Here is a 25,873-nt window from a genome sequence, read left to right as displayed (position 1 = left end):
TCTTACCGCCATTTCAAAACGCGCCCCAAGGGCTGCGCATTTTTTCAAAATTCAAAAAACAAATACAATGATCGAAATTATATTGTCATTGCTGCTGGCATTATGCCCAGGCTGCAATCATATCGGAAATTTTCATACCCACAATAATGGGCAGGTAACTACCATGGGTGATGAAGGCGGCGAAGCTGGGCATGTACCCAATCAACCTCCTCCTCCGCCGCCGCCGCCCACTTCTCAACCATAGAAGGTGAACTTAAATAAGGCAAGATTGATCTTGCCTTATTTTTTATTTGTTCTATTTTTACGCTTAAATAACTGTTGTGAAAAAAGGACTTCTTTACCCCATTCTATGGATAATTTTACAAAATTTACTAAGCTGCGAGCAAGCTTCCCCAACCAGAATTCTCAACCCATCCAAAGACACTCTTATTCTTTCCGCTGATTATAAAAAAGCAGAACAATTCCAAAATGATTTTCAAAATGATTCTGCATTCCAATATTTTAATAAAGTAACAATACTAGCTAAAGATAGCTTAGAGGCTGCGATGGCCTACAACAAAATGGCGATTCTTCAAAATGATGCAGGAGATTATTTTGGTAGTCAGGAAAGCATTATTGCGTCTCTAAAATTATTAAATAATCAAAAAAAAAGAGATCATTATTGTCTTTTTTCAAATTATAATGAACTCGGTTTTATAAATTTAAATCTTAAAAATTTTGAAAAGGCTGCATATTACTTTGATGAAGCATTAAAATTTGTGCCCCGCGACGAATTCCATAAAGTAACTACTTTGAATAATAAAGCTTTAGCTTACCAGAAAAAAAAAGACTATGCAAAAGCCATAACAATTTTTGAATCCATTATTGAACAAAGTAAAAAAAATCCAATTGAGTACGCTAGGATTCTATCCAATTTAGCAAAAACAAAATGGCTTCAAGATTCCAGTTATTTTGCGAAACAAGAACTTTTAACAGCTTTCCAGATTCGAAAAGAAAACAAAAGTAGTTGGGGTCTAAACGCTAGTTACGGGCAGTTAGCAGACTATTATGCCAAGTCACAACCGGACTCCGCATTTTACTATGCTAATGCGTTATACCATATCGCCCGATATTTAAAAAGCCCGGATGATGAACTAAGCGCGCTTTCAAAGCTAATTCTATTATCTGACCATGAAGCATCAAAACAATATTTTAAACAACACCAGCTTCTAAACGACAGCTTACAAACCGCACGCAATAACGCAAAAAATCAATTCGCATTGATTAGGTTCAATACTAAACAACACGAAGCTAATAATTTGATACTACAAAAAGAGAATGCTGAAACCAGGCTACGTATTATTTGGTGGCAACTAGCCCTGGTCATAGGGAGCATTATTACTATTACCGGTTTTATATTATATAGAAGGAAAAAGCAACAAGCCATACGGGAGCAACAATTACGACTTTCCCAGAAAGTGCATGATAAGGTTGCCAACAAGGTTTATAGCATTATGTCGGAAGTGGAACATAAAGGAGTACCCAACAGAGCTATTCTTTTATATAAATTAAATTACGTGTATAAGCAGTCCCGCGATATTTCCTATGATCAACCGGGAAATGATTGGCAGGATTTTCAGCAATCGGTTGCTGAATTGCTGGAATCTTTTGCCAGTGATACCATAAGAATTTCGAGTGTTGGCAACTCCCAGGAGTTATGGAGAAAGATACCACCCAGTGTAAAGGAAGAATTGAGCATTATTATGGAAGAATTAATGACGAATATGAAAAAGCATAGTTCAGCTCAAAATGTTGTTGTAAAATTCGTTCAAAAAGAAAAAGGCGTGGAAATACAGTATACCGACGACGGCATTGGGTTTCCGGGGAACTTTCGATATGGCAATGGCCTTAGCAGTACGGAAAACCGTATCCAATCAATAGGCGGGCGTATTATTTTTGATTCAGATCCCGGCAAGGGATTAAAAATTCAATTATTTATTCCAACTGAATAATTCTTATGATCAAAAAAATACTAATAGCTGAAGACCATGAAACGGCTAACCTATCGGTGCAAAAAACGCTGGAAGCATTGAAGACAGGTGAAGCTTACTATGCCTATTACTGTGATGACGCCTTATTGAAAATAAAAAAAGCGGTACAGGCGGGAGCCTCCTATGATTTGCTGATCACTGATCTCTATTTTGAAGATGATCACCGACAGCAACAACTGCAAAACGGAGCGGCTCTTATAGATGCGGCGCGGAAAGTACAACCCGACCTCAGAGTATTGGTGTTCTCTGCAGAAAACAAACCGGCATTGATCGACAAGCTATTTACCCAACAGGAGATTGACGGATATGTACGTAAAGCCAGGGGCGATGCCAAAGAACTACTTAAAGCCATTGATGTGATCAGCCAGCAGCAACGTTATTATCCCCGGCACCTGCTACAACAGGTAAAACAGCATAATGCCCATGAATTTACCGACTTCGACCTGCTGATCATATCGTTGATGACCAAAGGAAAACGCCAGCAGGAAATTGCCGAACACCTAAGAAAGCACCATATACAACCCTCCGGGTTAAGCAGCATTGAAAAAAGGTTGAACACGATGAAAGAAGCGCTCAACTTTGCTACCAACGAACAGTTGATCGCGCATTGTGTAAAAATGGGTATTGTAGATTAGCCGAATTGTTCCTGGCAGCACGCATCCTACTTTTTATGCAGCCAGCACTTTACAGTTTCCCGTAATTCCATGCTTTTGACAGTATCTATTTTTGTTTTTAAACAAACGAATAAAAAACAAAACTATGGCGCTACTGGATCATAAAGGAGAAAGCGAATTTCCTTTTAAAAAAGACACCGTATTTCATGCTATTTGTAAAGCTATTTCTGTTCTTGATGGAATGACAATAGACAGCGCAGATCAGCTAACAGGCCGCATTATGGTTAAAGCCGGCGTTAGCTTATTCAGCTGGGGAGAAAACATACCCATACAATTACTGGCCGTTTCGTCTGCTACAACCAAAGTGCAGATTACGTCCACACCTAAAACAGGAATTATGTTTGGCGGTGCGTTTGATATGGGCAAGAACAGAAATAATATTGAAAAGATTCTTACAGGGACTTCCAGGATCTTATCGACGCTTCAACCTGAAGAACAACACTCCGATCCCGCCAGGAGTTTGTCCGTGGCAGATGAAATACAAAAACTAAGAAAGCTCCAGGAAGAGGGTATTTTAACGGCTGAAGAATTCAACCAGCAAAAAACAAAATTATTAAATACTGAAATAAACCACGGCTGATGTTCTAAAGTACCCCAACGACATGTATAAACCCTCTATTCCTTATTTCTCAAAGATGTCGCTGTTCTTTATAATTTTTGTTAACGACATCACATGCAATACCGGTATGGTATACCTATGCAATAGCGAGGCCGCTACCAGGTATCATTTAAAAGCAGATTGCCGCGGGCTCAGCAACTGCAACTACCATATCATATCTACCACACTGGACAATGCAGTGCAGAACCATAAAACTTTATGCAAATGGGAGCGTTGATCAATTACAATAATTCCTAAACGGATCTGCGTCCTTGTCATTGTAAAAAGAAAAGCTATAAATACTGCTACTAAGCATAATTTAGAACCAACGTTTAATACTATACAATTCGCTATCGTTTGCAGCAGCAAGAAGAAACCATATCAGTCAAATGATAACATAAAAATCGATACCCCGAATAATGTATCCGGGGTATTGATCTCAAACATTTCACTGGCTGGTTAAATTTTACACAATGGATCCCATCGTGTCTTTCCATACATTACTTCCCTGGTGTATGATTTCCTTATTGATATCGGTATCAAAGTATTTGAAATACATGGGTGCAAATGCGGGACGCTCACCGGTAGTTCCGCCTTCAATAAGGTTCCAGTCGAGGGATTTGTATAATTGAGGCCACCACTGATAATTAACACTGGTGTAGTTATAATGAACATCGGAGCTGTTATTGGTGGCAATGACATTATTAAGCCCCAGCAGCTTAGAGTCTCCGGAATAGCGAAGCGACAATCCGTTCGAATAGAAATAGTTATTTTGAAACTGTAGTACGGTACTATTGGTGCCATTGGAATGGAATTCAATGACGCCCCCGTGTGTATCGCCTGGAAAGTAATTATTACTAAATTCTGAAAGTACCCGTGATGATGACGCGTTGATATAAAGCGCTACATCTGATTTGATAATACAATCCGTAACCTCTACCCTTGAACTGTATAAGTAAAGATGATCTATAACGCTATTGTGGCAAATAAATGTTACAGCCATTGGACCCGTAAGATAGTTATTACCCGGAAGAGATGACACCTCTGAGTTGTTGTCAATGACTAGTTGGTTGAGAGCAAATATAAAAGCGCTAAACTTCACTGCCGAATGATTGATAAAAAAATCAGCAGCAGCATTATTTGACATAATCGCATAGTTCTTGACATTACTCAATATAATAGTATCTGGTCTTGCAGAAGAAGCATGAAGCGACTTAATTGGAACTAAAGGTTTATTACTGTTATCGGCATTACTGATCGTCATCCTGGCTACTTTTGGATAAACCTCGTAAGCATCTCCAGCTGAACCAAACCATCGAATTAACGTAATAGCTCCAATGAACTTATCACTATCCACTACACTTTCAATATTAGATTTGCTGTTGTTGCCCCAAAAAGCGAATGATGGATTATTTATATGAATAGTTGCCTCTCTCTCATCGGGCGTTGGCGCTGCGAAAACCCTGATACCGAATACAAAGTCGAGGTTAACCTCCAGGCCTGGTGTGTTAGGGGCAAGGTATTCAATAGACGGGTTGTCTATGATCAGCTTATCATCAGGATTGCCCAGCCTTACACTTATTCCTGAAACAGCATTTTTTATAACACAGTTGGTAATGGTAATTTCTGTATGATAATTAAATTCCTCCAGAAATACCGAGTCAGAAATAGCTGATATGAGCCCTTCCACCCTTGACAGTTGATTATGATATCCGGTATTGTCTACGTAAAAATTCAAATACCTTACATGACTAATGACATCAGTAACGTTTTCAATATCGCTCTTTCTGCGAGCTCCATCTGCTATTGCATAATTTACGCCATGAAACCCTGCCTGATACGCGCGACAATTAATTACATCGAAACCAATAGTATTTTCGGCCCAAAAACCAGAATTCTGTTCTCCCAGTGGCGCATAATAATTAGAAGCATCATGACCGTGCATTGCGGTACATCCGTCAAATACGATATTTTCGCACCAGGTGGGATATTGCCACGAAGTATCAGCACAAAAGCCCATGCGCATATAATCAAAAGCTATGCTATTTCTTATAGTAATATTTTTACCGTGATCGATAAAGTAACCATCACCGAATACACCTACCGTTCTTTCTGACCGGCAGTTTTGCAATAAGTGGTCTTTACCTCCTATTCTTACACCTACGTCTCTTGTATTTCTAAAAACACAGTCGTATACCCTTATGGCTTCGGTATCCCATCCAATTAGTAAAGCTGAACTTCCATAGACATCAATCACATCGGCCGCATAATCTTCAATAATGGTAAAATTTGCAGATGTCCATTCCCAGGCGTTGGGGATATTTCCATTTAGGTTTCCATCAAATATTACCCCACTGATTATACTATTAGATTTAGTGACCAATACAGGAGCGCCTCCTGCGGCATTGGTTAAATTATTCTGGATAATACCCGTTCCATTTCCGGCCATACTACATTTAATATCGAGGGCAGAAACCCTGATATGTAAACCAGTAATATCTAATACTACATCGAGTTGACTGCATGCGTCGGATGCATTTTGCATAGCTACTGTATCATCTGTAATACCATCACCCGATACACCAAACCATCTGGCATGGATGGGACTATTAACAATACGCTTCCACCTTCCTGCGACTACGCCGGTAACCTGGAAGACGGTACCCCCGTTATCATTTTCAGTAGCATTTTCGTCCCACCAAAACTCACCTCCGCCTCCATCGCGTGGCGTATAATAGCCTAATACATTGGCATAATCATTTCCGAACGTGCCGGTCGTTAATCTCAAATCTGAGATCGTTTGTAAATTCATGTTTGTGTTTTTTTAAGTTATAAAAATTGTTTGTAAGTTGAATAGTGAACAAATGCATTCCAGTCTAATTACATTTCTACATCCCGAAAATATTAGACCGGACTAACGATATGCAGATGAAATAACGAAAACCACTTCAGGCAGCTAAAAACCCTGTTAGTTAAATACGCCCCGGGTGCATCCGGGGCGCAATAAAACAGACAATAGTACTAGATTAGCTTTTATACTATTGCTTACTGGAGCTTTTCAAAGGTTAGCCACGATAAGTTATTAATGATTTCTACTAAAATCACTTTCTAAATTCATTATTTTATATCTACCTCTATTCTCTTTATCAAACAAAATGACTGATCAACAATCTGCAGTATAACTATTCATATTTCTAATAGGCTATACAATCATTTGCAGCACAAAAATACTAAAAAATTTAGCAAAAAAACAAAAAGCTGGATTTTTATTTATACACATTTTTGAAGTCTTGATGAGTCCTACTTTCACAAATAAAAAAGCAGGTCGAGGAGTAGAATTGCCCAAGCCCTTACCTGCTTTGTTATTTAGCTTTTAATCGAAAATAATTCCTATTGCTCCAGCAGCGCCCTTACGCACCATAAATAAGGCGCCTGGCCATGGTAGTCGCCGGTAGCGCGGGGCCTGTCGTAATAGTATTGTTTATCGTTCTTTTTATTGGTACCCACGCATACTTCTGATACGGCGCCCTGGGCATTTACATAGCCCACCAGGGCCATCCAGGCTTTACGGGCAGCCGGGCCATAAACAGCGGCATCCAGCCAGCCTTTTTTTACCCCGGTTATAAAAGCATAGGCAAACATGGCCGAGCCCGAAGTTTCGGCCCAGCAATCAGGCTCGTCCACCAGCTGGTTCCACATGCCATTAGGTTGCTGATAGCTCTTTAAGCTGGCCATCATTGCCCGGTAGCCCTTCATGATACGGGCATGGTGCGGGTTGGTAGCAGGCAGGTAGCGCAGCAGCTCGGTTACCCCGGCCGCCATCCAGCCATTGCCGCGGCCCCAGTAAAAAGGCACATCGGGTGCATGGTAAAACAGGCCGTTAGGACGTTGCAGCTCATCGAGGTAAAGCGCCATTTCTTTGGCTGCCCGGTTAATATATACCACATCGCCGGTAGCTTTATAGGCCTGGGTTTGCACAATGGTGATCATATACATATCGTCGATCCAGAGCCGGGTTTGCCAGCTATAGCCCTTATCGGCCCAGGCTTTTTCCTCCGGCTTGGCATCAGCCGGTACCTGCCATTGGGTTTGTGCATAAGGCAGACCCAGGCTAAGATAGCGCTGGTCTTTGGTAAGCTGCCATAGCGTTAGGGGCAGGCTGCCAAACATATTGAGGTCCACATGGTTTTTAATGGGCAGCAGCTCCTTTTCAGTAGTAAACAGGGGCTCAAACCGGTTGCGTAAAAAGCCCAGCAACATATCGTCTTTAGTAAGCTGCGCATAATGCAGCGCGCCTGTCCAGAAAAAAGTTTCGGGATAGCCGATCCATTTACCCGCATGCAGCGCATGCTTGGAATACACCATACGATAGGCAATCAGCCGGCCCACTTCTTCGGGTGTATACCCTTTTGGAAACCCGGTTAAAACATTTTTTTGTGCCCCCGCTATTAAAGCCGGCAACCACATCATTAAAAAGATAATACTACGTTTATACATGCTATCATTTTTTGTTCATGGTTTTTAGTTCATAGATCATAGCCGATGGTGAATCGTTAATGGTGAATAGTGAATAGTCAATAATTTATCATCTATAGTCTATCGTCTATCATCTGTCCTCTATCAACTATCACCTCCCTACTCCATCCTGAAAGCCCCTACTTCAGCCAGTCCGGGTTGCTTTTGACTATCGTGGCCCGATTGCGGCACCAGTTTAAAATAGCGGAACTGCTTTTGCTGCGGCAGATCGATATACTGCTTCATAAGGTCGATATTATTCAGCGGATACGAACCCAGGGTTTCCCAGCTGGCATTATCGTTACTTACCTGCACCTGCAGTTCTTTTATTTTACGGTCGCCCTCTTTCTGGTATACGATAAAGCCATCTACTTTTGAAACAGCCCCCATATCAACCGTAACCCAGTGGTTGGGATAATCGGTGGGCTCGGTTGAGTACCGGGTGATCCAGTAAGTGGAGATACTATTGTCGATAAGGCGGCTAGCCAGGCGGCTGTTGGCCGTTTCCTCTGAGCTGAAGCCGGCAATGGTCCAGCCCGTTTTAGGATAGACATACCGCTTTTTTTCTCCCGAAGGGCGGTTATAGGCAACCGCAATATCCCAGGGCAGGCCAAAATTAGGCGTACCATCCGAGTTCCAGCTAAAGCGCTGTATGCGCGGGTTGCGGCCATTATCGTCGCCACCACCCGGTTTGGTACGGGCATGGTAAATGATCCAGTCTTCGGTACCATCGGGCGATTTAAAGAAGCCATTATGCCCCGGGCCATAGGCGCTGCTTTCGGCCCGCATCGAAAATACCGGCTGGTTTCTTTTGGTCCAGTCCGCCGGGTTCATCGGGTCGCCGTTTTCTTTCAGGCTCAGCAGGCCCAGGCAATACCCGTCTACCCAATAGCCGCTGCCGGAGTATACAATAAACACACGCCCCTGCGGGTTGGTAAGTACCTGTGGCCCTTCATTAATAGGATTGCCTTTTTTCTCCCAGTCGAAATTGGGGGTGGCAATCATGACCTTTTCGCTGCTGATGGTCCACGGGTTGCTCATGCGGGCGATATAAATATTCTGCGGTGGCGCGCCGGCATTACCGCCCGACCAAACCATGTACAGCTGCCCGTTGTGCTTAAATACCGTACCATCAATAGCCCAGAGATCGGAGGGATCGGACACTTTTCCCTTCATCACCCAGCTACCTTCAACCGGCGTAGGTGAAGTATTTTCTACCACATACATGCGGTGGTTGGCATTAGCGCCATCGTCGGCAGCAAAATAGATATACCATTTGCCGTCTATTTCATGCAGCTCGGGCGCCCATAGGTTTTTAGAGTACATCTGTCCTGCCGGGGGCACCCATACCTCGTAGCGGCGGGAGGAAGCCAGCTCAGACATGGCGCGGGTTTCGAGTATCACCAGCCGGCCACCCTGGGTATACATATAATAATACACCCCGTTTTTTTGCACTACCCAGGGGTCGGGGCCGCCGGGCATAACCGGATTGGTAAAATGGGTATCGGGCGTTAAAGCCGAAAGATCGTCGCCCTTGGGTGGCGGGTTCTCTGTACCAGGATTTTCAGTGCCCGCTTCGGGGCTCTTCTGGCAGGCGCTCCAGGTAAGTACACTATTGAGCAATAATGCGGCAATCAGCAATCGTTTCATATGCATAGCGTCAAAAGTTTATAAGGGTTTACAATAAGTGACAGGGTTGAGTGCATAACGCTTTCCTGGCATTTTCACCTACCTTAAGGCCTGGGAATTACCTGGCTTTAGTGCCGGCCGGGTGGCCAGGTTCTCAGCATGGTTATTGACTACAAATTTTTTAAAGAAAGCCTGCTGGGTGGCAGCGCCCCTGGCCAGCAGGGCAATGCGTACGGCACGGTCCCAGGGCGGCAGGAAGGCAATATCCACCGGTTCGTCATTCAGGGTTTTGAAGGCAGCGCCACCGGTACTATACATAAAACGGGCCCCGGTATTATGGGTTACGGCTACTTTTAGCACCAGCGATGCCGCAGCGGGTATCGCGGTTTCCATCAACACTTTTTCCTGGTCTTTCTTTAATTGTACCAGCCGGATCCTGCCGTTCAACACACCGGCATATACCATATTTTTATCATCGCCCACCAGTGCCAGGCCTGCTTCGGCCGTGTTGTTCTGCTGCAGGGTTACCTGCGCATCATAGTGGGGGGCCATTACCGAGCGCCCCACATAGGCGCCGCCATTACCCGGCAGCGCCTGCAATTGCAGGCTGTTACGGCTTACCCTGGCCTGAACCGGCTGAAACACGCTCCAATGCCAGGCATCATCCAGCCGGTTGCCTGCAAAAAGATCGGTAATAGTGGCCGGTACGGCCGGCGCGTTGCGTAGCGGCCGATCTATAAACTGCACCCAGCCATCGGGTGTAAATTGAAACTCGCTCAGCAAACCCTGCCGCCCACCATAAGCGCCGCTGGCCGTGCTGTAGCCATGGTATAAATAATAAAAACGCCCGTCTTTTTCCACCGGGGTACCATGGCCGGGGCATTTCCAGTTGTCGTTATCGGCCAGTACCGGGTTGCCCGGAAATTTCTCCCAGGGGCCCAGCAGGTTTTTAGCTCTTGCCACACCGGTACCATAACTGCAGGTTTTACCGCAGCAGGCCGCTGCCGCGTAAAAGGCATAGAAATAACCCTGGCGCTTTATAATAGATACGCCTTCAACCAGTCCTTTTTCCCAGGGGGTATCGGCACGAAACAGTTCTTTTTTGTTGCCCAGCAGGCCGGTACGGTCTTCCTTCATTTCCTGCGCCCAAATGGGTGTAGGCTTGCCCTTGCTGTTACCATCCTCCTTCCAGATCATATATAGCTTACCCTGCTCATCGCGCATGGGGAAGGCATCAATAGACCCATCGGCCTCGCACATGAGCGGGCCTAGATCGCGGTAAGGCCCTTCGGGTTTATCGGCTACGGCGGCAGCAATACAAAGGCTGCCCCCTTTTTTATGCCCGGTATAATACAGGTACACTTTCCCGTTCTCGTAAGTAATTTCGGGAGCCCACATATAGTAATCGGCCCAGGCCGGCATTTGGTTAAATACATGCCCTGATGCTTTCCAGTTTACCAGGTCGTGAGAACGATAAAGGGTAAAAGCAGGAAACCAGTTGGAAGTGGTACCCGCCGCCCAGTATTCGTTACCAATTTGCACTACCGAAGGATCGGGATGATCGGCCGGCAACACCAGTTGCTGGGCCCTCAAATGAAATACCGGTAATAACATTAACAAAGAGAAAAGCAAGCGCATAGTTATTCAATTGTAAAAGTCTTTCTGCATGTAAGCGCTATCTGTTTCAATAAATAGTATGGCAGCCGGCAGTACACGAAGATCGCCCGGATAGTTACCGCTGCCGCCATCTGTTGCCAGTTATGTATGCAGCAGGATAGCATCTGCAATCGCCTGCGGCACAATATAGCAACGGGGTACCGGCAGTAAAACACGGTCTATTCAGCTAATAAATATTACGGGGTCAAAATAAATACACAAGCAGCAGATTGCCTGTTCAACATTTTGTGCAATCGTTTCAAATAAGATAAAAGGCAGCCGCTGCTGCATAAATGGGCCGGTACAACAGGTTAATTCTAATTACCATGTTCTATATTTGAATGTAGTTATTATGCGCCTGTTTTATTATGTTATTGCTTTAAGCCTGCTGGTACAGCTTGCCCCTTTTATTGCCCATGGTCAGTATTACTTTAAACATTACCAGGTAGATGACGGTTTATTGCACAACGCGGTAACCTCGGTGATACAGGATAAGAACGGGATGATATGGGTGGGTACGCGGGCGGGCCTGAACCGCTTTGACGGTTACACTTTTAAAGCCTGCGACAACGGGAAATCAACCAACGACAATATCGGTAACAACATCGTAAACGTGGTTACCGAAGGCCGCAACGGCAAACTTTGGGTGGCTACAGCCAAAGGCCTGTTCAGCTACAATCCTCACCAGGAAATATCGCAACGGGTGCAGGCAGTACCTGCGAGCTATATTCACCACCTGGTGAGAGATACCCGCGACAACCTGTGGTTTATAACCAACGGTACTTTATACCGGTACCAAAGTGATAAGGGGAAATTAGACAACCTGGAACTGCAAAGTGCCTGTATTGCAGCCGATGGAACCAGGGGCCTGTGGATAGGGCGCGAAAATGGAACCATCGGCCGGTACAATTTTGAAACCGGCGCTTTGGTAAACACCACCATTGTTGATGCACGCACGGCGCCCCATTTAAGATCGATCAGCAAAATATATCCCGTCAACGACAGTGCAATACTGATTGGCTGCTTTACACAGGGACTGAAACTATACAATCATAAAACGGGGGTTTGCAGCTCGCTGCCACTGGTAAAAAATGCGCAGGCTTCCATTTATGTGCGCGATATCATTCACGGTGAAGGACAGCAGTATTGGATTGCCACAGAGTCGGGCATTTATATTTACGACCGGGCCAGCCAAACCGCCCAACACCTGCAAAAAAGGCTGAACGACCCGTATGCTTTAAACGACAACCCGGTTTATACTTTTTGTAAAGACCGGCAGGGCGGCATGTGGGTAGGCTCCTATTTTGGGGGCATTAATTACTATTCGAAAGAAAACGCGCGGTTTAAAAAATACTACCCGCAACCGGGAGCAAATTCTATTTCGGGTAATGCCGTAAGAAAAATTGTTGCGGACACCCGGGGCCGGCTGTGGATTGGTACCGAAGACGCAGGAGTAAACCGTTTAGACCTTGGCAGCGGCCTGTTTACCCATTATACCGCAACCGGTAAAAAAGAAGATATTGCTTATTACAATGTACATGGTTTACTGGCACTGGGCAACCGGTTGTTTGTGGGTATGTTTTATAACGGTATGGATATTATGGATACCCGTACCGGCAGGGTTACCGATCGCTTTAAGGTGATCAAAGACAGTGCAGAGCAGGTCATCGATTTTGTATCCTGCATCTATCTTACTAGGGATAGTACTATACTGGTAGGGGCGGCCTACCATGGCGCCAGCCTGCTTACGTACAACCCCATCAATAAAACTTTTAAAAGGGTACCGCAAATACCTTACAATAGTTATACCTGGGACATCAGGGAAGATAGTAAAGGCAATATATGGACCGGCAGCGTGTCGAGAGGCGCTTACTATTATCATCCCAAAACCGGGGAAACCGGTAATATCCGCTTTGGCGATACGGTTAACAACTCAGTAGTCAACGAATTTGCGGTATACAGCATCTGGGAAGACCGCAACCGGTTTTTATGGTTTGCTACTACGGGCGGTGGTCTTATTAAAGTAGGACCCGATAAAAAGATCATTAAAAAGTTTAACACCCAAACCGGCCTGCCCAGCAATGTATTGTACAGCATGCTGGAAGACGACGCGGGAAATCTTTGGATCAGCTCCCTGAAAGGGCTGATTTGTTTTAATACCCTCACCGAAAAAGTAAAAGTATATACACAGGCCAACGGCTTACTGACCGACCAGTTTAATTATAACTCGGCCTATAAACATAGCGATGGCAGCATGTATTTCGGATCGGTGAAAGGGATGATCGCTTTTAACCCCAACGACTTTAATCAACCCGAACCCAGTCCGCCTACTTATATCACCGGCTTCCAGATCAATAACAAAGACGTAGAACCCGGCGGGCCCGGAAGCCCTTTAGCCCGGTCGATATTCTATACCGACACATTGGTGCTGGACTATGACCAAAACAATTTCAGTATTGAATTTGCAGCGCTGAATTACTCCTCACCGCAGGTAACCCGGTATAAATATCGTATGAAAGGAATGGATGATAACTGGACCTACCTGAACACCAACCGCAAAGCTTTTTTCACCGACCTGTCGCATGGCGATTATGAATTTATAGTGCAGGCTGAAAGCAATACCGGTAGCTGGGTGGGTAAAGAACGCCGGCTCTTTATCAGGATACATCCCCCCTTCTGGCAAAGCCATATCGCTTACCTGTTCTACATCCTGTTGTTGGCTGCCGCGATATTTGTGCTTACCCGTTTGTACCGTAAGAACCTGGAAAGAAAAAACCTGCGTAAGCTGCAATTGTTTGAGCATGAAAAAGAGAAGGAGATTTACCAGGCCAAGATCGAATTTTTTACCCATATTACCCATGAAATACAAACACCCTTGGCCTTAATATCGGGTCCTATAGAATGGCTGATGCGACAGTTTGGAAAAAACCCTGAAATTAATAAGAGCCTCACCATTGCTGAAAAAAATACCCGGCGCCTGGTATCATTGACAAGCCAGCTGCTTGACTTCAGGAAAACCGAGGCCAACCAGTTTAGCCTGAATTTTGTGAAGACCGATATTGCAACATTGGTTGCCGATGTGGCAGAAGGTTTTAAAGAGCAGGCATCGGGCAACCCTGTTCAACTGGAACTGCAGGCCCCCGCTGAAAGCTTTATGGCTTTTGTAGACCGGGAGGCTTTTATTAAAATATGCACCAACCTGGTATCGAATGCGATGAAATATGCCGCTACTCGTGCTGTCATTAGTATAGAAGCAGTTAAAGAAAGTGATGCCTATTTTACTATTTATTTTAACAACGATGGTAAGGGCATACCGCCCGAGTACCGGCAACAGGTATTTGAACCCTTTGTACGCGTGGGTGGTAATAACAAACCCGGAACAGGCATTGGTTTATCGCTGGCCCGCTCCCTTACCGAGCTGCATAACGGCACCCTGGTGCTGTTATCGGGCGAACCTGATAATATAAGTTTTGCGCTCCAACTACCTATACACCAGGAAATAGAATTTCAATTAAGCAGCTGGAAAAAAATCAAATAATATGACCGAAACCATTTTGATTATTGATGACGAGCAGGATGTGCTGGATTTTTTATCGCATATACTGGGGTATACCTATAAGATATATACGGCGCCGGAGGCCGGGAAAGCGCAGCAGCTTTTGGATGAAGAGATCATCCACCTCATTATATCAGATGTGATGATGCCGGGAATGAACGGCTTTGAGCTTTGCCAGCTGATCAAATCCAATATAGCCTACAGCCATATACCCATCATCCTGCTTACTTCTAAAAATACACACCAGGCCCATATTGAAGGCTTGCAGGTAGGCGCCGATGCCTATATTCAAAAACCTTTTTCGGTTGACCTGTTGCTATCGCAGATTCAAAACCTGTTAAAGAACAGGACCAAGATAAAGGATCATTTTGCTAACGATCCATTTGCCCATATACAGGTGCCGGTGCGTTCTAAAAAAGATGAATTGTTTTTGCAGGAACTCGACGCGTATATCAATGCTCATATGAAAGAGCCGAATATAGATTTTGATGCGCTGGCAGAACATTTATTTATGAGCAGGGCCACTTTTTACCGCAAGATCACCGCCTTAATGTCTTTATCGCCTAAAGAGTTTGTGGATATGACACGGCTTAAAAAAGCAGCGGCGCTGATGGCAGAAAACCGCTTGTCATTGCCCGAGATCATTAAGCTAACCGGCTTTAGCTCGGAGGCCGGCTTTAGCCGCAGTTTTGAAGCACAGTATAAAATGTCGCCCGAAGCTTATTATGCATCGCTACAGGAAGGAGCATAAGAAATAATTAAGCTGGGTGAATTTGCGTTAAAAATCAGCCAAGTAAATAGCTGGTGCTTCTGCTTCAGAAATATCTTTAATCATATCCCTTGGGGGAATCAGATCAGTGATATGCTGGTTAGCGGATTCAAGCTATCGCTATATCTTAATTAACATTAAACACTTAAAATACTTTTACCATTTCTTTTACGGTATGCCCTTGAAACTTTATCTATAAACACAAGTTCATCCCGTGGCAGAGGAGCTAATCATGAGTTTTTAGTACGATTCAAAACTGCTAAAAAAGAGTAAAACCCACCCATACTGGTCAATACCAAAAGTCGTAGAACAAAGGGGCGCGGTAAATTGTGCATTAGCCAAGATTTACGCTTTGAAAAGTCATGATGATTAAAAAGTCACAAAGATCCACATAACGGCAAGAGAACTCGAACGATATTTTAATAATATCAAGATTTAAGGCTGGAACCGGGCTCCCAGTATGTAGTTACTTAAACATCGGAACTACCTTTTATTCGTCTTTAAGTCTAAACGCTGCAACTTCAGCCAGCGCTGGCTGTCGCTGACTGTCATGTCCCGACTTAGGAACAAGCCGGAAATACCGACATTGCTTTTGTTGTGGCAAATCAATATATAGCTTCATTAAATCAATATTATTGAGTGCAAACACACCGAGATTCTCCCAGGTTTTATTATCATTACTTATCAGTACCTGAAGCTCTTTTATTTTGCGATCATCTTCTTTCTGATTAAAAATAAAGCCATTGATCTTGCAAACTACTCCCATATCAATGGTTATAAAGTGGTCAGGATAGTTCGTTGAGTTAGAAGTATAACTCGTCACCCAAAAAGTAGCAGCATTACCGTCTATAAGCAGTTTGCTGCTGTTAGCAGATTCTTCGGAACTAAAATCAGCAACCGACCAGTTGGTCTTTGGATAGATATAGCGGATTGTTTCACCCGAAGGCCGGGTTTGCGGTATATCTGTGTTTGACGGTGTTCCAAAATTGGGCGTACCATCAGTGTTCCATGTAAAGCGCTGCATGCGCGGACTGCGTCCTGCATTACCATCATTGGCTACACTGCGCGCATGGTAAACAATCCAGTCTTCTTTGCCATCCGGTGATTTAAAAAAGCCATTGTGACCAGGACCATAAGCCTTACTAGGAGCCAGCATGGAAAAAACCGGCTGGGGATTTTTGGTCCAGTCTCCCGGGTTCATAGGGTCGCCATTGCTTTTCAAAGAGAGCTGCCCCAAACAGTATCCATCTGACCAATACCCGCTACCAGAGTATATAACGAATACACGCCCATCAGGATTGAAAAGAACCTGGGGGCCTTCATTAATCGGGTTACCTTTTTTCTCCCAATCATAGTTAGGAGTTGCAATCATTACTTTATCCCCGGTAATCGTCCACGGGTTGCTCATCTTTGCTATATAAATATTCTGTGGCGGTGCGCCGGCATTTCCACCGGACCATATCATATACAGCTCACCTTTATAGTTCAGCACTGTACCGTCTATGGCCCATAAGTTGGTGGGGTCTGAAACCTTGCCCTTTAATATCCAACTGCCCTGCATAGGGTCAGGCGAGGAATTTTCCAGCACATACATGCGATGGTTTGCATTTGCGCCATCATCTGCAGCAAAATAAAAGTACCATTTGCCGTTAATCTCGTGCAGCTCCGGTGCCCAAATATTTTTTGAATAAGCCTGATTAGCCGGCGGTGTCCATACATCTTTACGAAGGCCCGAAGCAAGTTCTGATAAGTTTTTGGTTTGGATGAGCACTAGCTTACTGCCTTGTGTAAATGTATAATAGAAAACCCCATTTTTTTGTACCGCCCAGGGGTCGGGGCCTCCGGGCATAATGGGATTAGTGAATTTTTCGTCTTTAGTCAACCTGGTTAAATCATCATCCCCGCCGGTTGGATCAGGCTTTACAACATCAGGCTTCTTCACTTCCGGATTTGATTTCCCGCAGGAAGTGTAAACCAAAACATTAGTAAGGATACATAAAATGAGCATTAATCGTTTCATCTGTATATTTTTCGTTTTTCAATAAATAGTCTTCAGTTAAGAGACCGGCAACATGATTTATTAAGTATCTATGACGAAGATCTCAGACAAGAAGTATAGGTTATATTAATCAACTGTATGTACATTTTATAATAATCTCTTTTTCTTATCATCGACATAACCGGGTAAACATTTACCGGTAAAACATTTCATCAGGTTTTATCGATCAGGATATTTTCAAAAGCTCCTGTTAATTAAAATAAGCCTGCCCATCATAACTTGGCAGGCTTATTACCTGATTTTAATAACTGGTTGATTTTAGGAATAACAATTTGAACGGTCTTACTATTTAACACCCAGGTATAATTCCTGAATCTGTACGGTATTACCCTGCGAAGTATAAGACGACTGGTAAAAGCACTGAGCCTTTTGCGCATAAAACCGGATATAGCGATACTTCGATTTGGGAATGGGAATATCAACGGATTCCTGAGGTGAGCCTGTTGCGGCATCAGGTACCACCACGTTAGAAGCGATCACCTCAAAATTAGCGCCGTCATTGCTACCTAATATCTGATCGAAAGCATACCATCTTATAAACACCTGGGTAGTATTTCTATGTAATATCCTGAAATAATCTACCTCCTGGGATGCTTTCATATCAACCGTAAAATGAATGGCTTCTCCCGAAGGCACTGTTACCAGGCCGGTGGCATTTCCTGAAGATTTGCCAGGTCTTACCAGACAGAAGTTAGTAGCAAAATCACCATCCACCGCAGCCGCCAGCGAGTTTCCTTCGGGATTACCGGTAGCGATCATCAATGCATGAGAGGCAGTCATTGTCCAGCCAGCTCTTGGGTAATCACCGCTGAAAGCAACCACGTGAACAGTAACTGTAGCCTTAACAGAGGGATTTTGCTTTGAAGCTACGGAAACAGTAGCGGTTCCCCGGCTTAAACCTTCGAGTCTGCCGACCGTGTTTACAGCCACCACTGTCGGCTGGGAGGAAGTATAAACCAGGTCATCATTTGCATCGAAGGGAATAAGCTGTACATCGTCAACCAAATTGTAAGTTCCTCCTAAACCCAGGTCCAACTCAGTTTTACGAAAATTGATCTGAGTAGCCGGTTTTAGAATTTTACTAACCACTGTTATAGGCACTTCAACACTATGCCCGCCTTTACCTACTGCTATTGTAATAATAGCGGAGCCTTCACTAAGCGCTCTTACAATACCCAGCCCACTTACTGCAGCAACTGCCGGGTTGGATGAAGTATAATTTTCAGCCCTATCTGTGGCATTTTCAGGCGAAACAGATATTTGCCTGCTTACATCCAATGTAGTACCAATTAAAAGGGTGTTGTCTTTTTTTAGCGCCTCGTTTAAAGTAATGCCCGATACATTAACTTCCTGCACTTTTTCCATGTTTTTGTCGCAACCCGCAAACAGTAGGCTAAACAGCGAAAACACTGCAACGAATTTGAATATTTTATTTTCACTCATTTGTCTTATTTTTTTGTAATCAGAGTTTTTGAAATACTAATCACCCAATTGATCAGGAATGTAGAGGAAATATTTTGCCCCCCGACCTTACGGTTGCCTTGTATGTGTTACCACTTTAAAAAATCTCAATACATCCAATAGTCTTATTGTGTGCTGGTTTAACGGCTTTTAGCTTTTGGCAGAATACCTGCTTACAAATAAGTACTTACATTAAAAGCCCTCTTATCCGCTTAACTATCCCAACCGGGGTTTTGCACCAGCATTCCTTTAGTACGCTGCATTTCTGTAAGCGGTATTGGATACAGATAATTTTTGCGTCCGAAGTAGCGAGTCTGAAACCTTCTTCTTTCGTGAAACGCGGCTTTATTTCCATCGGGGTTCATTCCGGTGAACTCTCCACCCTGGCCACCTTCACCTACCGGCTTTTCGGCTATCATCCATCTGCGTACATCAAAATAACGCTGCCCTTCTGTGGCCAGTTCTATTCGGCTTTCGCGGCGTATAGCCTCACGCTGCAAATCCTGGTTGCCAGCTATTGCGGGGTTCAAATCCTCCAGCTTGGGTAGCCCTGCACGTTCACGCACCATATTAGTATAGCGTAATATATCGGCATTGCCAGGCTGCACTTCATTGAGCATTTCGGCATACAGCAAATAAAATTCAGCCAGCCGGAAGATGATAGAAGGTCTGTATCTCCTGCTTACGGCACCTGTAGCGGTACGTCCGTACACGGTGCGGTTCATTCTTTTGTATAAAAGGTAGCCGGTGACAGGAGCCCCGTCCACTACATTCTTATCAGCGTTACCACCGAGGTAAAACTGTGTTTCAGCGTTACTGATATGCCATTTTTTACCGGAGAAAGTGATGGTATTGTAAAAACGTGGTTCACGACCAATATACATCCTGGAAACTTCAACGCCGTCCAATGTGCCAAAACCGGTCTCGCTGTAAGCGGGCGAAGCCGAAAGAAAACTTGTATTTTTTATTGGCCTACCATCCGCCATATAAAAGTCATCTACCAATTCTTGTACTACGTGTATACCGCCTAGTCCTGAGGGTTCATTACGGGGCGTCACAAACTGATCAAAAGCACCGTTAGTTGCAGTTCCCCATGCATCTTTTGAGGTAGCCCAGATGATCTCTTTGTTATAATCCTGGAACATACCATAAACCGAAAGCCCTGGATTAAATGTACCTGTATTTCTAAAAAGCTCATATCGTCCTTGCTCAGCATAGTCTAAAAATTCTCTTAATGCCGTTACCGCTTTCTGCAGTTTGCCATTATCCCGTTCAGGAAACAGACGTTTGCCATCGCTATTGGCAATCGACAAAGCCTCTGCGAATCCACCGTTGAACAGCGGGCTCGCAGCATATACCCAAAGTTTGGCCCGTACAGCCAGTGCGACACCTTTGGTAGGTACAGCCGCATAGTCCAATTGGGTATGATAAGGCTCCTGTTCCATACCCTGCATCGCTTCCTGAAGCTCCGTATCAATAAAATTGATCACTTCATCCAAAGAGTTGCGTGGTATATCAATTTCATCCTGTAAGGTTTTTGACACCGTTATAATTGGAACGGGGCCATACTGCTCCATCAAATAGTAGTAATACAACGCCCGCATAAAACGTATATTGGCTTTATAACGTTCAACTTCTGTTTCGGTAAGCACATTGGCGTTTACACCCGTTGCTGCAATAGGCTTTACCCTTTCAAGAAAAATGTTGGCCTGTCTTATGCTTTCATAGAGCGTGCCCCAACGATGGTTACGGGTATTAGAAGAATTCCAGTTATCATATTTTCCCGAGTTTCTTGCTAACCGGTGGTATAACTCATCTGCATATCCGGCCCATGCATTACCCATAGCAGCAGTTTCCACCCATATTGCTGAATAATCAGGTACATTGTTATATATCTGGCCATACCATTTTCTCGTGCGGTCTACGTTATCAAACACCTGAGAGATATCAGTAATACCACCTGCCAGCTCGTCGGAAACATCCAGGAACTTGCTACAGGATGTTATCAATCCGAAAGAAAGACTTATTAATAATACTTTTATGATGTTAGTCTTCATATATTCCTCTTTAATTTTTATAAGTTTACTTCAAGGCCTAATGTAAATGTGCGGGACATGGGGTAGCTGATCCCTTTATTACGATCCCCCATTTCCGGATCCCAGATCTTTATCTTGTCCCACACATGGAGGTTATATCCCATAATGTATGCCCTGGCGCCGCTAATTCCCAGTTTTTGAATGGCATTTTTGGGAATAGTATAACCCAGCTCCAGGTTTTTAAAGCGCAGAAAGCTGGCATCGCGCATCCACCAGGTGCTGGCTTCTTTACTGATATTATTCCCATAGCCGTCATGCAGTCTTGTCATCAACACATCCTGACGGGGGTTGCTTGCAGTCCACCGGTCTAATAAGGCCGTACGATATCCCCCTTTCTCAATTCCCCAGCTAAAGGGCCAGAAAGTATATGCTTCGGTACCCGATCCTTCAGTACCCATTACAAAGGACGTGTTAGCTGTACCCTGGAAGAACATACTTATATAAAAACCTTTGTATTCTAAGTTAATACCAAAACCATAGTTGATTTCGGGGTTCTCCGGGTGGCCTATACCTCTTTTTCGATCATTATTATCTATGATACCATCGTTGTTCAAATCAGCATACTTAATATCGCCAGGCCCCATCGTTGCGTTACCGGTCATGGTAGGTACAGGCAGTCCCGGCTTCAACTGGTAACGATAAGTGCCGTTGGGATTTTGTGTCCTTACAAAATCATCCTCGGTGTAAAGTCTTTCGGCAATATACAGGGTATGCTCTCCCACCCTTGTACCTGTAACCTGCATCCATGGATAGTTTTGAGGCAATTCATCGTACTCAAGTACTTTATTGCGGGCAAAGGTGAATGTTCCCCTGGTACTTAGTCCAAACGCTCCGATTTTATGGCTGCTTTTCAGGCTGGCATCCACACCATGGTTATGCACAATACCATAGTTCTCCCAGGGGGCAGCATGGAAACCTGCAGATCCGGGAATGGTACGGCGTTGAATCAAAATACCAGTACGTTCATTATTAAAATAATCAACAGTTAGCTCCACTTTATTTCTGAAAAATCCTAAATCAAGCCCAACGTTGCGTTTGTTCTCTATTTCCCATCCTATAAAGTTGTTGATAAAACGCTCATCAAATATACCTGCACCCAGGCCATTGGTGCCACCATTTGAGCTGATGCCTTGCAGGAAGTTATATCCACCTGTGTTGAAAGTCGGCCGATACAGGAAGCGCGCACCACCGGTGTTATCATTACCGGTGCGGCCCATGGACAACCTAATTTTTGCGCTGTTCAGTATTTCTTTCAATCCTTCGGGATAAAACGGCTCGTTAGATACAAAATAACTGATACCTACCGCCGGGAAGAATCCAAAGCGATTACCCTTAGCAAAGGTTTCACTACCCGTATAACCGAAGTTACCCTCGATAAAGTAACGGTTGGCGAAGGAGTAAGTGGCACGGCCTACCAAACCCTGCTTGCGAAAAGGCAGCACATTATCGCCACGTTGATTTTCTTTCTGCATATAAAGCACCATACCGCCCACATTATGGCGCTGGAAAGTACGCGCATAGTTGATCGCTCCTTCGATATATATATTGCGGTAAGTATCTCTGCCGTTATCAGTATATACAGGGTCTTCCAACTGGGCGTTTCCCGATACTACTTCATTAAAAAGAAGTTTGCCGTCAGCGTCTCGTCCTGAAGCGTTGTACAGGGTGGGCCAGTAATTCCGCAGCGTAGCATTGTTACCTTCATAATCAAGACTCAGGTTTGCCCTCGCGCTCAGGCCACGGGTCACTACTTTTAAATCCTGGTTAATGCCTACGTTCGACTGTACACGTGTACTAAATTCCTTACGGTAACCCTGATTATATAGCATATTAAAAGGGTTGCGGTTATTGGCATCGCCCGGCACTTTATAAGTAGCTAAAGTGCCATCGCTATAAATGGCTGGGAACAGGTGCGGAGGCGTAAAAAGCATAAATTTAAAAATATCATCCGGTGAGCGGTTAGCCGTAAGGCGGGAAACATACTGCCCTGCAAGATCTATATTCAACTGGGTTGTATTGCTTACTTTTAAATCGATATTACTTCGCAGGTTGTAGCGCTGGTAGTCAAAATCACTGTTATATTTACCCAGCTCGTTTTTTTTAAATACACCTTCCTGATTGAAATACGCCATGGAAACGAAATATTTTGCGTTTTCGGCACCTCCCCTAAAATTTACAGTGTAACGTTGATTTTTAACGTTCTTGGCCAGCAGTTCCTTCATCCAGTTAGTATTAGGATATAGATCCTTATCCTCTCCGCTGCGATACTTTTCAATCTGTTCCTGCGTCATGTAAGGATCGAGACCGTCATTAAAGCGTGCTTCATTGGCCAGATCCAGGTAATCCCATGAATCAACAAACTCTGGTAAGCGTTGGGGCTGTGCAGTGGACAATTCAGCGCGAAAAGATATGCGCGGTTTGGATACAATACCTCGTTTAGTGGTTACCAAAATAACACCGTTTGCGCCTTCCGCTCCATATACAGCTGTCGCGGCCGCATCCTTCAGAAGTGAGAAGGTCTCAATTTCATCGGCTTCCAGCTCACTAATTTTCCGGGGAATACCATCTACAAGCACCAATGGAGAAGAGCCCCCTGCAAAAGTGCTGATACCCCGTATCCAGAACTCAGCATTATCCCTACCCGGTTCTGCGTTCCGTTGAATAGCAATAAGCCCCGAAAGTTGCCCCGCCAGGTTGCCGGTAATATTACCGGTGGGCGCCATCAGCTCCTTGGCTGTTACAGTACTTACAGAGCTTACCACAGCAGCTTTTTTCTGCTTACCATAACCCACCACTACTACCTGCTCGCTTAGTTGCGGATCAGGCTGCAGCACTACATTTAAAGTATCAACCCCTTTCAAGGCTATATCCCGGGACATAAAACCCATATAACTGAACGAAAGCACATCGGTAAGTGATGCTTCGATAATATAAAGTCCCTCATTATTGGTGCTTGTTCCAATTGAAGTGTTTTGAATACTTACAGATGCGCCAACAAGGGGCTCGCCGGCCGGATTTGTGACCTTACCTGTAACCCGGCTTTTGTTTTGCTGTATAACGGTCACTGAAGCCGTACTTTGAGAAAAAGAAGTTTTTGGGATGACCAGCTGGAACAGCGTAGCCAAGATCCCCACGTACCATATACCGGCCTTTTTATAGGCTCTGGTATAACTCCTACTTTTTGTTAAACCTTCATGCATAATTGTTGATTTGATATTCTCGTTAGTTTTTGCTACTTTATTTGATGGGACTGGACAAAGCATAAGCACACCATAACATCGCTGCCTGGCCATGAAGATCCCCTATCCAACGTCTTCTATCCAGGTAGTATTGATAGTCATTCCTGGCACCCGTACCTTCGCATACCTCGCGTATATCATAGTTAGGTTCCAGGTAAGTCAAAAGAGAAAGCCAGGCTTTACGGGCGGCTGCACCATATTTCTCTTTATCCAGCCAGCCATTTCTTACGCCACTGATCAATGCATAAGTGAACATGGCGGATCCTGATGTCTCCTTCCATGAAGACATATTATCGATGAGTTGCCCCCACATGCCACCAGGCGCCTGGTATCGCAACAAGGTTGCCATCATGTCTTTATATCCCTTCATTATTCGGGTACGGTATAGATCATATTTGGCAGTTTTGGGAAGAATACGTAATATTTCAGTCATGCCAACAGCCATCCATCCATCACCCCTTGCCCAAAAGAAGGGTGCATTAGGCGCATGATAGAACAAGCCATTATCACGCTGTAGCTGATCCAGATACAATACAACTTCCCGGGCAGTACGCTCAATATATTTTTCATCCCCGGTAGCCAGATAAGCCTGGGCCTGTAACGCAGTAATCATGAACATATCATCAATCCATAGGCGCGTTTGCCAGGAATATCCATCGTCATGCCAGTCTTTTTGAGATGCAGTTGGTTTAGATGGTAATGCCCACTGGCCATCCGCGTATTTCATCCCCAGTTCTTTGTACCTGCTTTCTTTTTTCTGAGTATAAATTTCCAGCGGTACGGCACCAAAAACATAATAGTCCACCTTATTGTCAGCGGTTGTATTGACATTAGGTTGCAGGTGCTTTTGAGTTGTAAATAGTGGCTCAAATCTGGCTACCAGTTGGTTGTACAATGCATCGTTGCCAACACTCTTAGAAAACCACAACGCCCCCAGCCATGCACAAACATCAGGATAAGTGATATGGTCAGCCGTATACTGCGAATAAATGTTACCCCAGTAAGAATATTCAGTTTGTAACAACCGTTCCGTCAATTTAAGACCCACCTCACGTGGACGAGCCCCTTCAGGAAAATTTTCCAAATCATAAGTTGCTGAATCTTTTTTGACCACCGGTTTTTCTTCAGGCTTATTATTACTCTTACTACACCCCAGTAAAAATATACCCGCTACAAAACAACCGGTCAGCCATTGCATGACCCTCATATATTTATTTTTATTTTGCTATCGCTTTATTTATCTGGAAAAATATCATTCATGTGCAGATAATACAGCCGCCCCCCAGGATTGGCTCCTCACCACCGTACAGCATATATCATCAGACATTGCCTGGCACCCTCATCTGCCTATTCCAAAGTCAACGAAATTTATTATGTTTATTGAGGCTCTGCATGGTTAAATCAAAGTCCAAGTCATTTCTATCATCTCATTTGCAGTAATTAGAGACACAAGCAATTAAAGTATTTTAAATCTTTATACAATTCATCGGCAAACATGATCTTTAAAAATTCGAATCGTTTAGTCAATTCCTGACAACACAAAATAAAGCAACATGTATGGACAGCATTATTCAAATTATTGTGAATTCGT

The 25,873-nt window shown here is 44.2% G+C and carries 15 protein-coding genes; 6 read left to right on the top strand and 9 right to left on the bottom strand.

Annotation, left to right across the window (positions count from 1 at the left end; translation table 11 throughout):
- Positions 1-67: 67 nt before the first annotated feature.
- The 4 genes from ACLOAU_RS21485 to ACLOAU_RS21470 all read left to right on the top strand — a co-directional run bounded on the left by ACLOAU_RS21485 (position 68) and on the right by ACLOAU_RS21470 (position 3,284).
- The gene (locus tag ACLOAU_RS21485; RefSeq protein WP_427863961.1) at positions 68-244 is read left to right on the top strand and encodes a hypothetical protein; all 177 of its coding nucleotides are present in this window, start codon (positions 68-70) and stop codon (positions 242-244) included.
- Positions 245-320: 76 nt separating this feature from the next.
- On the top strand, positions 321-1,991 hold the full coding sequence (locus ACLOAU_RS21480; protein ID WP_427863960.1) for a tetratricopeptide repeat-containing sensor histidine kinase: 1,671 nt from the start codon (positions 321-323) through the stop codon (positions 1,989-1,991).
- Positions 1,992-1,996: 5 nt separating this feature from the next.
- Positions 1,997-2,665: a response regulator gene (locus tag ACLOAU_RS21475; protein WP_427863959.1), complete on the top strand. Its 669-nt coding sequence runs from the start codon at positions 1,997-1,999 to the stop codon at positions 2,663-2,665.
- Positions 2,666-2,789: 124 nt separating this feature from the next.
- Complete coding sequence (locus ACLOAU_RS21470; protein ID WP_427863958.1) at positions 2,790-3,284, top strand: SHOCT domain-containing protein; 495 nt, start codon at positions 2,790-2,792, stop codon at positions 3,282-3,284.
- A gap of 484 nt (positions 3,285-3,768) precedes the next feature.
- Here the strand turns inward: ACLOAU_RS21470 and ACLOAU_RS21465 are convergent, their stop codons facing one another.
- The 4 genes from ACLOAU_RS21465 to ACLOAU_RS21450 form a co-directional block, all read right to left on the bottom strand.
- Complete coding sequence (locus tag ACLOAU_RS21465; RefSeq protein WP_427863957.1) at positions 3,769-6,114, bottom strand: putative phage tail protein; 2,346 nt, start codon at positions 6,112-6,114, stop codon at positions 3,769-3,771.
- A 578-nt stretch (positions 6,115-6,692) separates the two neighbouring features.
- Complete coding sequence (locus ACLOAU_RS21460) at positions 6,693-7,799, bottom strand: glycoside hydrolase family 88/105 protein (RefSeq protein ID WP_427863956.1); 1,107 nt, start codon at positions 7,797-7,799, stop codon at positions 6,693-6,695.
- A 138-nt stretch (positions 7,800-7,937) separates the two neighbouring features.
- The gene (locus ACLOAU_RS21455; RefSeq protein ID WP_427863955.1) at positions 7,938-9,473 is read right to left on the bottom strand and encodes a family 43 glycosylhydrolase; all 1,536 of its coding nucleotides are present in this window, start codon (positions 9,471-9,473) and stop codon (positions 7,938-7,940) included.
- Between the two features lie 72 nt (positions 9,474-9,545).
- The gene (locus ACLOAU_RS21450; RefSeq protein WP_427863954.1) at positions 9,546-11,084 is read right to left on the bottom strand and encodes a glycoside hydrolase family 43 protein; all 1,539 of its coding nucleotides are present in this window, start codon (positions 11,082-11,084) and stop codon (positions 9,546-9,548) included.
- Between the two features lie 355 nt (positions 11,085-11,439).
- Here ACLOAU_RS21450 and ACLOAU_RS21445 point away from each other — a divergent pair, with 355 nt between their 5' ends.
- Positions 11,440-14,640: a ligand-binding sensor domain-containing protein gene (locus tag ACLOAU_RS21445; protein WP_427863953.1), complete on the top strand. Its 3,201-nt coding sequence runs from the start codon at positions 11,440-11,442 to the stop codon at positions 14,638-14,640.
- 1 nt (position 14,641) lies between these two features.
- The gene (locus ACLOAU_RS21440; protein WP_427863952.1) at positions 14,642-15,409 is read left to right on the top strand and encodes a response regulator transcription factor; all 768 of its coding nucleotides are present in this window, start codon (positions 14,642-14,644) and stop codon (positions 15,407-15,409) included.
- Between the two features lie 508 nt (positions 15,410-15,917).
- On the opposite strand, the gene ACLOAU_RS21435 is transcribed toward ACLOAU_RS21440, so the two are convergent.
- The 5 genes from ACLOAU_RS21435 to ACLOAU_RS21415 form a co-directional block, all read right to left on the bottom strand.
- Positions 15,918-17,447, bottom strand: coding sequence for a family 43 glycosylhydrolase (locus tag ACLOAU_RS21435; RefSeq protein WP_427863951.1), 1,530 nt, complete (start codon positions 17,445-17,447; stop codon positions 15,918-15,920).
- Positions 17,448-17,771: 324 nt separating this feature from the next.
- Complete coding sequence (locus tag ACLOAU_RS21430) at positions 17,772-18,929, bottom strand: Ig-like domain-containing protein (RefSeq protein WP_427863950.1); 1,158 nt, start codon at positions 18,927-18,929, stop codon at positions 17,772-17,774.
- A 230-nt stretch (positions 18,930-19,159) separates the two neighbouring features.
- Positions 19,160-21,004, bottom strand: a complete 1,845-nt coding sequence (locus tag ACLOAU_RS21425; protein ID WP_427863949.1) for a RagB/SusD family nutrient uptake outer membrane protein — start codon at positions 21,002-21,004, stop codon at positions 19,160-19,162.
- 17 nt (positions 21,005-21,021) lie between these two features.
- Complete coding sequence (locus tag ACLOAU_RS21420) at positions 21,022-24,243, bottom strand: SusC/RagA family TonB-linked outer membrane protein (protein WP_427863948.1); 3,222 nt, start codon at positions 24,241-24,243, stop codon at positions 21,022-21,024.
- Positions 24,244-24,280: 37 nt separating this feature from the next.
- Positions 24,281-25,489, bottom strand: a complete 1,209-nt coding sequence (locus ACLOAU_RS21415) for a glycoside hydrolase family 88/105 protein (RefSeq protein ID WP_427863947.1) — start codon at positions 25,487-25,489, stop codon at positions 24,281-24,283.
- Positions 25,490-25,873: the final 384 nt, after the last annotated feature.

This window comes from Paraniabella aurantiaca, assembly GCF_050309965.1.
Lineage (GTDB): Bacteria > Bacteroidota > Bacteroidia > Chitinophagales > Chitinophagaceae > Niabella.
Note: the sequence above shows the minus strand (reverse complement) of the source record. Positions and strands in the feature narration are given on the sequence as shown.

Coding starts and splice junctions, on each gene's coding strand:
- ACLOAU_RS21465 (WP_427863957.1), bottom strand. CDS start 6,114: ATGAATTTACAAACGATCTCAGATTTGAGATTAACGACCGGCACGTTC.
- ACLOAU_RS21455 (WP_427863955.1), bottom strand. CDS start 9,473: ATGCATATGAAACGATTGCTGATTGCCGCATTATTGCTCAATAGTGTA.
- ACLOAU_RS21470 (WP_427863958.1), top strand. CDS start 2,790: ATGGCGCTACTGGATCATAAAGGAGAAAGCGAATTTCCTTTTAAAAAA.
- ACLOAU_RS21460 (WP_427863956.1), bottom strand. CDS start 7,799: ATGTATAAACGTAGTATTATCTTTTTAATGATGTGGTTGCCGGCTTTA.
- ACLOAU_RS21450 (WP_427863954.1), bottom strand. CDS start 11,084: ATGCGCTTGCTTTTCTCTTTGTTAATGTTATTACCGGTATTTCATTTG.
- ACLOAU_RS21430 (WP_427863950.1), bottom strand. CDS start 18,929: ATGAGTGAAAATAAAATATTCAAATTCGTTGCAGTGTTTTCGCTGTTT.
- ACLOAU_RS21425 (WP_427863949.1), bottom strand. CDS start 21,004: ATGAAGACTAACATCATAAAAGTATTATTAATAAGTCTTTCTTTCGGA.
- ACLOAU_RS21440 (WP_427863952.1), top strand. CDS start 14,642: ATGACCGAAACCATTTTGATTATTGATGACGAGCAGGATGTGCTGGAT.
- ACLOAU_RS21435 (WP_427863951.1), bottom strand. CDS start 17,447: ATGAAACGATTAATGCTCATTTTATGTATCCTTACTAATGTTTTGGTT.
- ACLOAU_RS21415 (WP_427863947.1), bottom strand. CDS start 25,489: ATGAGGGTCATGCAATGGCTGACCGGTTGTTTTGTAGCGGGTATATTT.
- ACLOAU_RS21475 (WP_427863959.1), top strand. CDS start 1,997: ATGATCAAAAAAATACTAATAGCTGAAGACCATGAAACGGCTAACCTA.
- ACLOAU_RS21420 (WP_427863948.1), bottom strand. CDS start 24,243: ATGCATGAAGGTTTAACAAAAAGTAGGAGTTATACCAGAGCCTATAAA.
- ACLOAU_RS21485 (WP_427863961.1), top strand. CDS start 68: ATGATCGAAATTATATTGTCATTGCTGCTGGCATTATGCCCAGGCTGC.